The organism is Lysinibacillus sp. KCTC 33748 (assembly GCF_002237755.1).
In the GTDB taxonomy this organism is placed as follows: domain Bacteria; phylum Bacillota; class Bacilli; order Bacillales_A; family Planococcaceae; genus Lysinibacillus.
Window position 1 is genome coordinate 162,625 of the sequence record NZ_MWSJ01000007.1, and the last position, 13,793, is coordinate 176,417.

The window sequence follows — 13,793 nt, forward strand, 5'->3', positions numbered from 1 at the left end:
GTTCCATTACTCTGCCAAGTCTATCCGTCTTACCTATTTAGATATACAAAAAGCTCGTATCTCAGTAAGATACGAGCCGTTCATCGCTTCAGATCATCAAGGGAATCTTGGGAATTGACCGAAATCTGGTTGACGTTTTTCTTTAAATGCGTCACGACCTTCTTTAGCTTCATCTGTTGTGTAATAAAGAAGAGTAGCGTCGCCAGCCATTTGTTGAAGACCTGCTAAACCGTCTGTATCTGCGTTCATTGCTGCTTTTAAGAAGCGTAGAGCAGTTGGAGACATTTCTAGCATTTCTTCACACCATTGTACAGTTTCATCTTCTAATTGCTCATAAGGAACAACTGTGTTAACTAATCCCATATCAAGTGCTTGCTGTGCATCATATTGACGGCAAAGGTACCAAATTTCACGCGCCTTTTTATGACCAATAATACGTGCAAGATAGCCTGAGCCGTATCCAGCATCGAATGAACCAACTTTTGGTCCAGTTTGTCCAAAACGAGCGTTGTCAGCAGCAATTGTTAAGTCACAGACAACGTGTAATACGTGTCCTCCACCAATTGCATAACCTGCCACCATCGCTACTACAGGTTTTGGAATAACACGGATTAAACGTTGTAAATCAAGGACGTTTAGACGTGGGATTTCATCTTCACCAACATAGCCGCCATGACCGCGTACTTTTTGGTCTCCACCTGAACAGAAGGCATGTTCACCTTCACCAGTTAAAATGATAACTCCAACATTTTTGTCATCACGTGCACGTGAAAAAGCATCGATCATTTCCATTACCGTTTTTGGTCGGAACGCGTTGCGTACTTCTGGGCGGTTAATCGTAATTTTTGCGATACCGTTATAGAACTCATACTTAATGTCTTCATAAGTATGTAAACTTGTCCATTGACGTGTCATTGAATTGCCTCCTAATAATTAAATTCGTCTCGTTCAAATCGAGGCGAAAACGTAAAAATTTTATTACGTTCAATTATGCCTCGGCATAATTGCGTCTGGAATCGGCTTTGTGCAAGCACAAAAGAATTCCTTTCCGATTCCGCGGCTTTAAATTCTCTCATTGGTGTTGAAAGAAGTTAAATGTTCCTCTACTATTGTAGCAAACTCAGCGGGATTTTCCACATGAATTGCATGTCCAGCGTCATTTACTGTCGTATGCTTGGCATTTTTTAATAACGCTTTCATTTCTAGTGCTATTTTACAAAATTTCTCATCGAGTGATCCCGTAATTAAAAGCACAGGAAATTCAAGCTTCTCCAATACCATCCAATTTGGTGGTTGACCTCCTGTGCCAATGCCCCGTAAGCTACCTGCCAAGCCTTCCTCCTCCTGAGAAAGTCGTTCGAACCTAATCGCTTCTTGCACATCGTGTGGTAAACGCTTTTGAGATTCAAACAAAGGAATAGTCTCCCATGCATTAACAAATGATATCAAACCATTACTAATTATTTTTTCAGCGAGAGCGTTATCCCTCTCACAACGTTCAGATCGTTCCTTTGAAGTTCGTAAACCTGGCGAAGCACTTTCTAAAATTAGCTTTTCAATGCGTTCGGGGTAGGTGATTGCATACGATAATGCAACTCTTCCTCCCATTGAATAGCCTAACAGCGTAAATTTCTTAAGCTCTAACTGGCAAAAGACTTCCTCTAAATCTTGGATTTGCTCTTGCATAGAGAAACGACTAATTTGCTTGGGTATTGCCGTTTGACCATGACCAATTAAATCAATGGCAATAACTCGTACACTAGGTAGAGCTTTCGCTAAATTTCGCCATGTAGCCGTACTACCTGTAAAACCATGCAATGCAACGAGTGTTTGCCCCGCTTCTTCATTCCAGATGTCCACGCTCGTTTCGAGTCCACGAATCATTAGCTTTGCCATGCTTTTAGCCCCGCATTAATGCGATTCCACAGCGCCCGATGCGCATATACATTTTCCTCTCGGTTCGTGAAAATTTCGATTAAGCGCATTGGTCGTTTCTTCATAGTAGTGAACTTTACTGATAGCTCTGAAATATCGTCTACACGTATATAGTCCATTCCGTACATGTTGGCAATATCAAAGAATTCTAGGGCAGTCGGTGTACCGAACAAATCTTCATAATGTGCCTCGACTGTAGATTGTGGTAAATAAGAGAAAATACCGCCGCCATCATTATTCATAACGATAATTGTCAGGTTGCATTCCTGGTATCTTGAAGCAATTAACCCGTTGACATCATGTAAAAAGGCTAAATCGCCAATAAGTAAGTATGTTTCTCGGTTATTTCCTTGACTAAAGCCCATTGCTGTCGATACGACGCCATCAATACCGTTCGTTCCACGATTCGCAACAATACGGAGATCTTTTGGTGTCGCCATTAAAAACGTATCAATATCACGCACTGGCATACTGCTACTTACAAAAATATCACTACCATTAGGAATCATTTTGAGTAATCGACTTACCATTGCTCCCTCATCAATTGCACCATCAGAATAGTGTTCAATATACTCTAGTGCTATATCATTAGCATCTTGCCACTCAGCTAAATACGCTGCTTCTAGTACTGTTTCAGAGACTTCTAATTGCGTGAGCCACTCACCAATACTTGCATGAACAAAATGAGTAGACGCACCTGTAGCATCACGGAACATCGGATCTTCATCGACCACAATATAAGCATTTGGCTGCGATTTAGTAATAAATTGCATAATAAATTTAGAAACAGGCTGTGCTCCTAAACGTAGTACCGTATCTGGTTTAACTAATGCTTTAAAATCTTCGCTTTTCATAATTGCATCGTACGTTGTGATCATATATGGTAGACAATCCTCTGGGACAGACGAGCGCATATTAGATAAACTCTCGACAATGACCGGCCATTTTAATTGACGAACAAACTCCCACATCTTTGTTAAATCTGTACCAAGTGCTAGCTCACCAATAATAACAAAGCCTCTTTTAGTTGCACGTATAATCTCCGATAACTCTTGTTGAGTCGCCATGGAAGGTATTAACTGACCCATACTACTGTGCTTAAATGTCGCTTCTGGAAGTTCCTCTCGAAAATCAATCAACAAAGGTTCTCTAAACGGTACATTAATATGCACTGGTCCAAATGGGGCGCTCATTGCAATCGCTACCGCACGTGCGATATGGCGCTCGATAAACGGCAATGTTGGTGCTGCATCATCTGCCAACGGGAAATCCACGCTCCACTTAACATGGGAACCATATAAATTCGGCTGATTGATAGCCTGTGGTGCACCTACCTCTCGCAATTCATGTGGACGATCAGCTGTGATTACAATTAATGGTACACGGGCATAGCTTGCTTCAACAATGGCAGGAAAATAGTTTGCCGCAGCTGTTCCCGATGTGCATAAAAGAACAACAGGTTTTGCTGTAGCCTTTGCAATTCCTAACGCAAAAAAGGCAGCAGATCGCTCATCAACCTGACGATACATATGGAGCTGTTTCGTTGAAGCAAATGCATAAGCTAAAGGTGTAGAACGTGAGCCAGGGCTGACTACAACGTTTTCAACGCCAGCTTGCACTAGTGACGCTACCATTTTATAAACATAATCCGTTAACATTTCTCGTTCACTCATGTAATTGTCCTCCTAGCGCGCGAAGCATTGGACGGAATTTCACTAATGTTTCCTCATATTCAGATTGTGGCTCTGAATCTGCTACTATACCGCCACCAGCATATAAATAAGCCTTATCCTTAAGTAAAGCAGCCGAACGAATGGCCACTGCAAATTCCCCATTGCCTTCAGCATCTACCCAGCCAATTGGTGCGGCGTAAAGTCCACGATTCATCGGCTCATACTTACGTATAGCTGCCATTGCCTCTTTTCTTGGCACACCGCCTAAAGCTGGCGTTGGATGCAAAGACTTTGTCAGTTGTAATATAGTTGCCTCATTATTCAACTGACCTTCAACAGGTGTATATAAATGTTGTATATCTCTAATCTTTAGTAAGCGAGGGCTATCTGGTACTTTCATCTCGACACAATTTTTACGGAAAGTTTCCGCAATCATATCGACAACATATTGATGCTCGCCACCGTTTTTCGAATCATTTAATAAGCTTTGTCCATAAGCTTCATCTTCCTCTGCTGTCTTACCACGTTTAATAGAACCTGCCACACAAGATGAAAAGGCGCGGCCCTTTTCTACTTTTACAAGACGTTCAGGGGACGCACCAAAGAACAATAATTCTTGACGCTCTAAACCAAATAAATAGCTCTCTGGCTGCTCATGAATAATTTGTGATAGAACCTGTGGTGAAGAAACTTCTTCTTTAAATTGCAATGCTAGCGAGCGTGCAATAACAACTTTATCTGCCTTCTTTTGCTTAATCAATGCTGTTACTTGGTCAATCGACGCTAAATATGGTTCCTTATATGGCTCAAAATAGCTTGTGATTTCAGGCTTTGAATACGTTTTTACTTCTTTTACCTGCGCAGCATGAATTAAATGATCTCGCTCTTTACGTAACGCGTCAAACTGAGACTCTGCTTGCCCATCTTTTGATATAAGATGAATACTTACAAACGCTTTGTCATCACGTATGACAAGCTGATAAGTTGCGAGCGCAAAAAAAGCCTCTGGAAAGTCTGTCCACTCCCCAGCAACATTGTTTTGTGGATCGAATGTAAATCCGCCAAATAAAATTGGCTGTAGTTCACTTTGTCCCTTAACACAGTTTTTCGTTAAGCTTTTCCATTCAGCTTCTATTGCATCGTAGCGATCATTTTTGGCGTTATTTTGAATCGTATAGGCATGTCCTAGCCCTACTAAAGTCATTGTTTTTTCTCTATTTTGCCAATAAAATCGTTCACCTTTATAATGCTCCTCACCCGCCGCATAAAATGCGAGCGCCGATAAGCGACTTACTTCAATTGTTTCCATATAAAAATGAAGGCTTTGGCCCAAAGAGTCCACTTCTACTTCTGTGGCTTGGTACCACTTCTGTTGCATGAAAATTACCTCCGTTGTTGCAATGTACATAATGAATGACGCACGGTATGTTTTGTACTCGTTCTAACTTTCAATATAAATTTTAACTGCTTTGGCTTTTCTATAACACAAATTGAACAAACCTTTGCATAATAAAGTGAGCGTTTGTACTTTTACCACATCATATTTCTTTTGTTAAAATAGCTGTCATTTTATTTTGCTAGCCTATTCCTTGTACTGTTGCTATTATCTTAATTATTGTTTTCAGTTCATAAATGCATGTTCTATTGTATCATTTTTTTTATCTGAACTGTATGTAATAAGCTGTGAACCTATCCAATTTCTCATTCTTCGTATAAAATAAGAATAGTCTACAACATTTGAAGGAGAGAAAGACCTTATGACCAAAGTCATTGAAGCTGATAGGGGTTTTAAAGTTTGGTGGCATTTAACACGTCCACATACTTTAACCGCTTCATTCGTTCCAGTATTTTTAGGAACATCGATTGCCTTAGCAATTGAAAAACAAACAATCGATTATGGACTATTTTTTGCTATGCTCATTGCAAGTATGCTTATACAAGCAGCAACAAATATGTTCAATGAATATTACGATTACAAATTAGGACTAGACAATGAAAATTCTGTCGGTATCGGTGGAACGATTGTACGTCACGGTGTTCAACCAAAAACTATTATGATGATTGCCTTAAGCTTTTATGCAATCGCTATGCTGCTTGGCATTTACATATGTGCCTCTACCTCTTGGTGGCTTGCTGCCGTAGGGCTTGTTTGTATGCTGATCGGTTTTTTATATACTGGAGGACCTTACCCTATAGCCTATTCACCATTCGGAGAACTTGTATCTGGCGCTGTTATGGGAATGGGTATTGTCTTAATCGCCTTTTATATTCAAACACTTACAGTAACTTTTGATGCTGTTTTACTTTCAGTACCTAGTATGATTTTAGTTGGGGCGATCATGCTGTCCAACAATATTCGTGATATCGTTGGCGATACAGAAGGTGGTCGAAAAACGCTTGCTATTTTAGTAGGCCGAGACAATGCCATTTCTGTCCTATCTGGCTTTTTTATCATTTCGTACTTATGGGTAATCGCTCTTGTAGCAATTGACGGTATTACCTTTTGGGCTCTAATCATTTTCTTAAGTGTTCCAAAACCACTTCGTGCGATTCAAATTTTCCGCGATAAAAAAGAAGCTAAAGAAGTGATGCCTGCGATGAAATTTACAGCGCAAACAAATACATTCTTCGGCTTCCTCTTAGGAATCGGTTTATTAATTCAATATTTCTTTTATTAAGATGATCCATCATTAAAGATGCAGCAGCCTTAAAAGGTTGCTGCATCTTTTACATAGCGTCGAAAATTATTACTTGCAATACCGCAAACTTCTTCGATTGAAAAATGTTCACGTAATGCCTCTAACAAATTTTGCGCCTCTCCTGCGTGCGCTAATCCTTTGACAGTAACATCTATACCATCGAAGTCTGAACCTAGTCCAAGGTGCTCTACCCCTACTATATTCGCTAGATGCTTCACATGTGCTACTAAATCATCTATCATAGCATTGTCTCGGATAAAATTCGGGTAGTACACGACATGTATATGACCACCATGCTCGACAAGTGCTTTCGCCTGAGCATCCGATAAATTTCTAGGATGATCACAAATTGCACGTGCATTACTATGACTAGCAATTAGGTGCTTCGCTAGTGGCAAGACATCCCAAAAGCTCTGTTCATTTAAATGTGAGACATCGATAATAATGTCTCTCTCATTTAGCAAGTTTATAACTTCTTTACCAAATGATTTTAAACCAAGGCTTGCACCCTGTTCAGCACCGTGAGCTACAGCATTTTCTTCATTCCACGTTAGACCAACAAGCTTTACACCTGCATCTAATATGGCAGAAAGCTTTGCTAAATCTTCACCGATTGGACCACAGCCCTCTAAGCTTAAAATGGCTCCAACTTCATGCGGAGCTAAATTATCTAATTGGGACCAATCCGTAATATGCACCATGCCCTCAGTTTGTATTACATGTGTATGGAAGGCTTCAATTTGCCGCACCGCCTCTAAGAATTGCATGCTTTGCGGAATGTTAGGGTTTATAAAAATAGCAAATACTTGTGCCTTAACCCGCCCTAAATGTAATCTCTCTCTATTGGCATGCAAACGTACATCATCTTCAAATTTTGCCGCTTCTAAAGTTGTTAATTTCAATAGAGCATCACAGTGTAAATCAATTATATCCATATTCTCACCCCATACTGCTATTATACTGCCTGAGAGTGAAAATGCTTACTAACTTTTATCTTGTGGTGTATCGGAAGAGCCAAAGTCCTCAAGTTCTATGAAATCATCCGATTTTGGGGTAGAAGACAATACATCTTCCTCTACTGGCCTTAAATTATCTTCTTTGTGCTCCGCATGTTCAACACATGTCAATGCTTTCGGCATAGCTTCTAGGCGACCAATCGGAATCTCTTCACCACATACAGCACATTTACCATATGTACCGTCCTCCATCGCTTGTAGTGCAGCCTTTATTTCTTCAGCATCGTCACCACGGTGCTCATCAATCGCCATTTCCGTTAACTGATCCGTTAAATCACTTGCATTGTCAGCTGGATGATTATCATAATTAGATAGCTCTGTCGCTTGTGGACGCTCTGATTCCTCCAGTTGCTGTTCTATTTCCTGTAGCTCCTGCTCTAATTGCTTTTTCAATTTTTCCATTACTTGTGGGTTCAAAAAAATCTCCTCCTCATGCCTTCATTTTTTCCTAAATTAAAATTTCTAAAACATGAAAGCATAAGAAGGAATCACTTATTTTTTGTATAATTATTTTCATTTAGTAAATGTTTTTTGTAGCGAAAGCGAAACTGCTGCTATAATTACGTTAAAGTGAAATTGTGGATGGCATCATGTAAAAATTGCGCTGCTCCTTTAGCAACACGTTCATCGTAATAAGCTGAAAAGCGTTCATCCGCTACATACATCTGTGCTATACCTGCATGTGCTTCCTTAGAATATTGTGACCACGAAAAGCTAAGCCAACGTTTATGAAGCTCTGCTACTTCCATTGCCACATCATTGTTTGTATCGCCGATTGCCATCGCTTCTTTTAAACGAGCAAATAATTGCTGTTCTAACTGCTGCATAGCCTCATACTGTTCCTCGGTCATATTCATTAGTTTCGCATTCGATGCATCAACCGTTTTGTCACCATATTTTGCACGAACTTCTTGCCCATATTGCTTTTCATTTTCCTCGATTAGCTTCTCTTTAAATCCATTAAATTTCTCTTCATTTGTCATTGGTTGTTCCTCCTCTATAGATTGAATGGTTTTTTCCACTGTTTGTAATATCTTATCCAACTGTTCCTTGCGTTTCAGTAAAGCCGTACGATGGATTTTGAGTGCCTCTGTATGTTCAAAACCTGGCGATTGAATAATTTCCTTAATGGTTGCTAACTTCATATCTAATGCTCTATAAAATAAAATTTGCTGGAGCATATCAACTTCAAACTGTCCGTAAAACCGATAGCCCACCTCATTGGTTCTTGCTGGCTTCAGTAATCCAATTTCATCGTAATAGCGTAGTGTTCTTGTGCTAACTCCGGATAATTGAGCAAGCTCTTGAATCGTAAAATCCACACTGTTCACCCCCTCTACTACTACTACTGTAAATCTTTACGCAACGTTAAGGTCAAGAAAAAAAATAAAAAAATTTGCTCGTTACCATAACGTTGAATTAATTGTATAAGTCATTCAAATTTCAACCTTCAATACATGTGAATGAAAAAAGCAAACTATCACTAGTTTGCTCCTTCCTTCAATTAAATGTTTGCATATTTCCCATGCCACATAATATTTCTATAGTTCTCTACATCTGTGTCACCTTCAGTGTTAATAAACAATATACGAGAATTTTCATCTATTTGTAATGTATCTTTCAGTTCTATATATTTCTCATTCATCATCAACTCATAAAAACATCCAACCGGGGCAGCTCCCGATTCTCCAGCAATAATTCGTGCATCTGTTGCTAGTGGATTTCCAAGAATGCGCATACCTGTAGCGGCAATTTCCTCATCACAGCATATACTCACCTTCGTATAAGTCTTTAATAAATCCCAAGCTTGTGGATTCGGCTCACCACATGCAAGACCTGCCATAATGGTTTGCATCTCTCCACCAACCGTTACAAACTGCTCAGCTCCTGCTTTAAAGCTTTCATAATAGCAATTCGCTACAAAAGGCTCAACTAAGACAAATGTAATCTCTTGCTCATAGTATTGTTGTAAGAAAGCTACAACCGCACCTGCAAAAGATCCAACCCCAGCTTGTAAAAATACATGGGTAGGTGCTTTTTCCAACTGCAGGGCGACTTCTTTTATTAGTGTTGTATAGCCTTGCATAATCCATAACGGGATTTCCTCATAGCCTTCCCACATCGTATCCTGAATAACGACCCAGCCATTGTCTGTTGCTAGTTGTGATGTATAACGAACTGTATCATCATAATTCATTGTCGTTATTTCAGCATATGCACCTTCATTTTTAATATTTTGGAGGCGCTCCTCAGCACTACCTGCTGGCATATAAATGCGTGCTTTCAAACCAAGCTCTCTAGCAGCCCAAGCTACTCCACGACCATGATTGCCATCGGTCGTTGAAATAAATGTTAAGTCCCCTAGCTGCTCCTTTATTTCTGGTGATTTAAGCTGCTCAAACGATAGCTCATCAATATTCCTATCTAACTTTTTGGCAACGTACTGCCCAATTGCATAAACACCACCCAATACTTTGAATGCATTTAAGTCAAATCGATATGATTCATCTTTTACAAAAACACTTTGTACGCCAACTAGTGATGCAAAAGCATTTAAGCTTCGTAATGGTGTGCTTTCAAATTTCTCATATGTACGTTGAAATCTACCAACACGGTTTACTTGTTCTGGTGAAAAATGATGTAGAAAAGGTACTACTTGTTCTACGTTCTTCTGCATCAAATATTGTTGGTTGTCTGTCCATAATAATTTTTCCATCTTCATCCCCCTACTTTTGTTTCTATATTTATCTTAGCTTATAGCACTACAAAAAAATACTACAAGGCTGTTTTCGAAAAGATTATTGCTATAATAGTTTTCGATACTTTAAATCTACTGAGTTTGAGAGGTTAGAATATGATAAGAAATGAGAAAGAGTTGAAAACCAAGCTGAATCAGTTAATTAGTGATTCTGATTTCTTGCGTTTACAAGAATCTTTTGAAAAACAAAGCTTGTTTCAATTATTGGGTTTTGGACACCGCGAAACGATGCATAGTTCTTTTATCAGTTGGTTGCTTTCACCAACGTCTTCGTTAAATTTAGGGACGTTCCCGCTGAAGCGTTTTCTCTACTATATTTGCGAGGAGAATGTATCAAATGCGAAAACTGTTATTGATTTTGATTTAATCGAATCGGACTCACTCCAACTAGAGGAAATGAAAGTGGCAACTGAGGTATCGGAGTCTGCGGTCGATCCCGAGACAAACCAGGAATTACGGGCTCGATTTGATTTGTATTTGACGAACGATCTGGTAAAAATCATTGTGGAGAATAAGGTGTTGGCAAGAGAAAACAAAGACCAGACCGAAACCTATACGAAAATCTTAAAACAATTGGATGACTCGTATACATATGAATTAAAGGTCTTTTTGTCTCCAGATGCCACGGTAAAACCAAAATGTCCCGAGTTTATTCAAATTGATTATCAAGGGTTATATGATTTTGTCATAGTGCCTTGCTTGAATCACCCGAAAATTACAACGGCAAATAAAAATATTTTAGAGGAGTATATACATAATCTTCGTATGGTCTATAAAGGAGTGAATAAGCCGATGGCAAGAGTAAATGATGAGTTGTGTGTAGCAATATATGATAAGTATAAGGATGTATTAGATGAGATATTCGATGCGGTTAAAAATGAGACACCTGAAAAAAGAACGGCCAAAACGTCTTCTCCGATTCGTCAATCAAATATCTCTTGGAAAGAGTTGTATTCACGACTAAATGAAGACGAAAGAAATCTAGAAGCTACTTATGGAGGTGCCGTAAGAGAGGCAGAAATCGACCTAACAAGTGGCAAGGTCCTTTTTGAAGGAAAAGAATATAGTAGTCCTTCAGCCGCTGCCATTGCCGCAGTAAATTCCGTTAAAGGTGAAAATTACACAGAGCGTTACAATGGCTATGCGTTGTGGAGTATTGTGTATCCAAATGGTGATAAGAAGAAACTGTCTGATGTACGTGATGATATCGCTGCATCTTTAGCTCAAGAGGAAGAGGATTAAGCTCCTTCAGAGCTACATATACATTACTATAAGTTATTAAAGAAATTATTGTAGTGATGTAGACTTAACTAAATATTTTTCAAGATTATTTCGTATTCAAGTATTCCACAAAAAGGCACGATTGTTTAATAAGCATTGCTATTTTTCCTAAAACGGGGCTTTAGTTTTAAAAAAAGGCGGATTTTTTTCTACACATTTTGTAGATTAAATCTGCCTTTTTGTTTTAACAGCAACAATCTTTTGGAAAGCAGCTTACATAGAAAAAGAAAAATTCGAAACTTATTAATGAGATTCATCGTATATGTACTAGCATATTCAATTGGAGGTATAAAATGGATAGTACTAGTAGAATAGCGATAATTGGAGGAACAGGGAAAGTAGGAAGGCATATAGCAGCTCGTGCAATAGAAAAAGGATATCATGTTCGGATGCTTGTTAGAAATCCGGATAAGGTACTATATAAAAATGATAAAATTGAAATAGTGAAAGGACAGGTTCAAGAGATAGAAAGCATTCGAGAACTACTTAAAGATTGTCAAGTTGTTATTAATACATTTGGTCAACCACCTAAAGAGGAACCTATTTATAGTAAAGTTACAGCTACTATTTTTAATGTGATGAAAGATTTAAACATTAGTCGATATATAGGTGTTTCCGGTGGTTCTCTAACGATTAAAGAGGACAAAAAAAGCATGATGAATCGTTTTGGAGCAAAGATGTTTGAAGTTCTCTTTCCGAAAATGATGAAGGATAAAAAATTGGAATGGGAACTTTTATTAAATAGTAAACAGATCAAATGGACACTACTTAGATTACCGTTTGTAAAAGATAGCTTAACATCCAATCAGATAAAGGAAAATCTTACTGATATGCCTGGTACAAAAATTACGAATCAAGATATAGCCACTTTTATCATTGATCATATTGATAATGAAAAGTACGTGCACAAAACACCTTTTATATCCCATTAGGGTACTAGCAATAAAAAGACATGAAAAGTAACATGCTATTTTTATAGTGTATCTTAAAGACAAATAGTATTACATTCGCCACCTTTGAACCATTTGGAAATACAAAAAAATACAGTAGATGTAAATTACATCTACTGTATTTTAGTATGACCCGTACGGGATTCGAACCCGTGTTACCGCCGTGAAAGGGCGGTGTCTTAACCACTTGACCAACGGGCCAATGGCGGAGAAGGAGGGATTTGAACCCTCGCGCCGGTTACCCGACCTACACCCTTAGCAGGGGCGCCTCTTCAGCCTCTTGAGTACTTCCCCAAAAAATGGCTCCGAAGGCAGGACTCGAACCTGCGACAACCTGATTAACAGTCAGGTGCTACTACCAACTGAGCTACTTCGGAATAATGGTGGGCCTAAATGGACTCGAACCATCGACCTCACGCTTATCAGGCGTGCGCTCTAACCAGCTGAGCTATAGGCCCTTAGATTGGAGCGGGTGATGAGAATCGAACTCACGACATCAGCTTGGAAGGCTGAGGTTTTACCATTAAACTACACCCGCATATGGTGGGTCAGGACGGAATCGAACCGCCGACACTTAGAGCTTCAATCTAATGCTCTACCAACTGAGCTACTGACCCATATTTTTTAAAAAATGGCGGTCCCGACCGGGATCGAACCGGCGATCTCCTGCGTGACAGGCAGGCATGTTAACCGCTACACCACGGGACCATTTGGTTGCGGGGGCCGGATTTGAACCAACGACCTTCGGGTTATGAGCCCGACGAGCTACCACTGCTCCACCCCGCGTTAATAAAATATTCTTTTCGAGTTTTTCAAGCGCCATTTATAAAAAAACTGGAGGAGGTAGAGGGATTCGAACCCCCGCGCGGTGTTACCCGCCTGTCGGTTTTCAAGACCGATCCCTTCAGCCAGACTTGGGTATACCTCCGTAAAAATATATAAATGGTGGACCTTGCAGGACTCGAACCTGCGACCGGACGGTTATGAGCCGTCTGCTCTAACCAACTGAGCTAAAGGTCCTTTAAGATGGCGGCAGAGGGGATCGAACCCCCGACCTTACGGGTATGAACCGTACGCTCTAGCCAGCTGAGCTACGCCGCCAGGATCTTTATACTGGTTATCTTTTATGGTGGAGCCTAGCGGGATCGAACCGCTGACCTCCTGCGTGCAAGGCAGGCGCTCTCCCAGCTGAGCTAAGGCCCCATAAAATGGTCGGAATGACAGGATTCGAACCTACGACCCCTTGGTCCCAAACCAAGTGCTCTACCAAGCTGAGCTACATTCCGATAAATATTAATTTGGCGCGCCCGACAGGAGTCGAACCCATAACCTTCTGATCCGTAGTCAGACGCTCTATCCAATTGAGCTACGGGCGCTAATTATAAAAAAATGGTGCCGAGGGCCGGAATCGAACCGGCACGGTAGTCACCTACCGCAGGATTTTAAGTCCTGTGCGTCTGCCAGTTCCGCCACCCCGGCAC

General features: G+C 40.0%; 11 protein-coding genes and 15 tRNA genes. 3 read left to right on the forward strand and 23 right to left on the reverse strand.

Annotated elements, in window-relative coordinates; translation table 11 throughout:
- Positions 1–96: 96 nt before the first annotated feature.
- The 4 genes from menB to B1B04_RS11945 all read right to left on the reverse strand — a co-directional run bounded on the left by menB (position 97) and on the right by B1B04_RS11945 (position 4,986).
- The gene (menB, locus tag B1B04_RS11930; protein ID WP_053485078.1) at positions 97–915 is read right to left on the reverse strand and encodes a 1,4-dihydroxy-2-naphthoyl-CoA synthase; all 819 of its coding nucleotides are present in this window, start codon (positions 913–915) and stop codon (positions 97–99) included.
- A 147-nt stretch (positions 916–1,062) separates the two neighbouring features.
- On the reverse strand, positions 1,063–1,896 hold the full coding sequence (gene menH / locus B1B04_RS11935) for a 2-succinyl-6-hydroxy-2,4-cyclohexadiene-1-carboxylate synthase (protein ID WP_079561687.1): 834 nt from the start codon (positions 1,894–1,896) through the stop codon (positions 1,063–1,065).
- Entirely contained in the window at positions 1,884–3,608 is a 1,725-nt protein-coding gene (gene menD / locus B1B04_RS11940; RefSeq protein WP_079561688.1) for a 2-succinyl-5-enolpyruvyl-6-hydroxy-3-cyclohexene-1-carboxylic-acid synthase, read from the reverse strand. The genes menH and menD overlap by 13 nt, the downstream gene beginning before the upstream one ends.
- Positions 3,601–4,986, reverse strand: a complete 1,386-nt coding sequence (locus B1B04_RS11945; protein ID WP_079561689.1) for an isochorismate synthase — start codon at positions 4,984–4,986, stop codon at positions 3,601–3,603. Before B1B04_RS11945 ends, menD begins: the two co-directional genes overlap by 8 nt.
- Positions 4,987–5,365: 379 nt before the next feature.
- On the opposite strand from B1B04_RS11945, the gene B1B04_RS11950 reads away from it, so the two are divergent.
- On the forward strand, positions 5,366–6,286 hold the full coding sequence (locus B1B04_RS11950) for a 1,4-dihydroxy-2-naphthoate polyprenyltransferase (protein WP_079561690.1): 921 nt from the start codon (positions 5,366–5,368) through the stop codon (positions 6,284–6,286).
- 29 nt (positions 6,287–6,315) lie between these two features.
- On the opposite strand, the gene B1B04_RS11955 is transcribed toward B1B04_RS11950, so the two are convergent.
- From B1B04_RS11955 to dpaL, 4 genes are all read right to left on the reverse strand, one after another.
- On the reverse strand, positions 6,316–7,242 hold the full coding sequence (locus B1B04_RS11955; RefSeq protein ID WP_079561691.1) for a dipeptidase: 927 nt from the start codon (positions 7,240–7,242) through the stop codon (positions 6,316–6,318).
- A 48-nt stretch (positions 7,243–7,290) separates the two neighbouring features.
- Positions 7,291–7,740 (reverse strand): TraR/DksA C4-type zinc finger protein, encoded by a 450-nt coding sequence (locus tag B1B04_RS11960; RefSeq protein WP_079561692.1) that lies wholly within the window; start codon positions 7,738–7,740, stop codon positions 7,291–7,293.
- A gap of 143 nt (positions 7,741–7,883) precedes the next feature.
- Positions 7,884–8,645, reverse strand: coding sequence for a MerR family transcriptional regulator (locus tag B1B04_RS11965; RefSeq protein ID WP_079561693.1), 762 nt, complete (start codon positions 8,643–8,645; stop codon positions 7,884–7,886).
- Between the two features lie 182 nt (positions 8,646–8,827).
- Positions 8,828–10,039 (reverse strand): diaminopropionate ammonia-lyase, encoded by a 1,212-nt coding sequence (gene dpaL, locus B1B04_RS11970; protein ID WP_240518280.1) that lies wholly within the window; start codon positions 10,037–10,039, stop codon positions 8,828–8,830.
- A 138-nt stretch (positions 10,040–10,177) separates the two neighbouring features.
- Here dpaL and B1B04_RS11975 point away from each other — a divergent pair, with 138 nt between their 5' ends.
- Positions 10,178–11,323, forward strand: coding sequence for a PD-(D/E)XK nuclease family protein (locus B1B04_RS11975; protein WP_079561695.1), 1,146 nt, complete (start codon positions 10,178–10,180; stop codon positions 11,321–11,323).
- 332 nt (positions 11,324–11,655) lie between these two features.
- Positions 11,656–12,294 carry an NAD(P)-dependent oxidoreductase gene (locus B1B04_RS11980; RefSeq protein ID WP_079561696.1) on the forward strand — a complete coding sequence of 213 codons (639 nt, stop codon included), beginning with the start codon at positions 11,656–11,658 and terminating at the stop codon, positions 12,292–12,294.
- Positions 12,295–12,441: 147 nt separating this feature from the next.
- Here B1B04_RS11980 and B1B04_RS11985 read toward each other — a convergent pair.
- The 15 genes from B1B04_RS11985 to B1B04_RS12055 all read right to left on the reverse strand — a co-directional run bounded on the left by B1B04_RS11985 (position 12,442) and on the right by B1B04_RS12055 (position 13,791).
- A tRNA-Glu gene (locus B1B04_RS11985) sits at positions 12,442–12,513 on the reverse strand.
- A 2-nt stretch (positions 12,514–12,515) separates the two neighbouring features.
- A tRNA-Ser gene (locus B1B04_RS11990) sits at positions 12,516–12,606 on the reverse strand.
- Positions 12,607–12,612: 6 nt separating this feature from the next.
- Positions 12,613–12,689 (reverse strand) — tRNA-Asn (locus tag B1B04_RS11995).
- A gap of 4 nt (positions 12,690–12,693) precedes the next feature.
- Positions 12,694–12,770: transfer RNA gene (locus B1B04_RS12000), tRNA-Ile, on the reverse strand.
- Between the two features lie 6 nt (positions 12,771–12,776).
- A tRNA-Gly gene (locus B1B04_RS12005) sits at positions 12,777–12,850 on the reverse strand.
- 3 nt (positions 12,851–12,853) lie between these two features.
- Positions 12,854–12,929: transfer RNA gene (locus tag B1B04_RS12010), tRNA-Phe, on the reverse strand.
- Between the two features lie 15 nt (positions 12,930–12,944).
- A tRNA-Asp gene (locus B1B04_RS12015) sits at positions 12,945–13,020 on the reverse strand.
- A 3-nt stretch (positions 13,021–13,023) separates the two neighbouring features.
- Positions 13,024–13,098, reverse strand: a tRNA-Met gene (locus B1B04_RS12020).
- Positions 13,099–13,147: 49 nt separating this feature from the next.
- Positions 13,148–13,240: transfer RNA gene (locus B1B04_RS12025), tRNA-Ser, on the reverse strand.
- Between the two features lie 15 nt (positions 13,241–13,255).
- Positions 13,256–13,332 (reverse strand) — tRNA-Ile (locus B1B04_RS12030).
- 7 nt (positions 13,333–13,339) lie between these two features.
- Positions 13,340–13,413: transfer RNA gene (locus B1B04_RS12035), tRNA-Met, on the reverse strand.
- Positions 13,414–13,439: 26 nt separating this feature from the next.
- Positions 13,440–13,515: transfer RNA gene (locus B1B04_RS12040), tRNA-Ala, on the reverse strand.
- 6 nt (positions 13,516–13,521) lie between these two features.
- A tRNA-Pro gene (locus B1B04_RS12045) sits at positions 13,522–13,598 on the reverse strand.
- Between the two features lie 13 nt (positions 13,599–13,611).
- Positions 13,612–13,688 (reverse strand) — tRNA-Arg (locus B1B04_RS12050).
- Between the two features lie 14 nt (positions 13,689–13,702).
- A tRNA-Leu gene (locus tag B1B04_RS12055) sits at positions 13,703–13,791 on the reverse strand.
- Positions 13,792–13,793: the final 2 nt, after the last annotated feature.

Excerpts from the sequence above, each read along its gene's own strand:
- menB (WP_053485078.1), bottom strand. The coding sequence starts at position 915 with ATGACACGTCAATGGACAAGTTTACATACTTATGAAGACATTAAGTAT.
- menH (WP_079561687.1), bottom strand. The coding sequence starts at position 1,896 with ATGGCAAAGCTAATGATTCGTGGACTCGAAACGAGCGTGGACATCTGG.
- menD (WP_079561688.1), bottom strand. The coding sequence starts at position 3,608 with ATGAGTGAACGAGAAATGTTAACGGATTATGTTTATAAAATGGTAGCG.
- B1B04_RS11945 (WP_079561689.1), bottom strand. The coding sequence starts at position 4,986 with ATGCAACAGAAGTGGTACCAAGCCACAGAAGTAGAAGTGGACTCTTTG.
- B1B04_RS11950 (WP_079561690.1), top strand. The coding sequence starts at position 5,366 with ATGACCAAAGTCATTGAAGCTGATAGGGGTTTTAAAGTTTGGTGGCAT.
- B1B04_RS11955 (WP_079561691.1), bottom strand. The coding sequence starts at position 7,242 with ATGGATATAATTGATTTACACTGTGATGCTCTATTGAAATTAACAACT.
- dpaL (WP_240518280.1), bottom strand. The coding sequence starts at position 10,039 with ATGGAAAAATTATTATGGACAGACAACCAACAATATTTGATGCAGAAG.
- B1B04_RS11975 (WP_079561695.1), top strand. The coding sequence starts at position 10,178 with ATGATAAGAAATGAGAAAGAGTTGAAAACCAAGCTGAATCAGTTAATT.
- B1B04_RS11980 (WP_079561696.1), top strand. The coding sequence starts at position 11,656 with ATGGATAGTACTAGTAGAATAGCGATAATTGGAGGAACAGGGAAAGTA.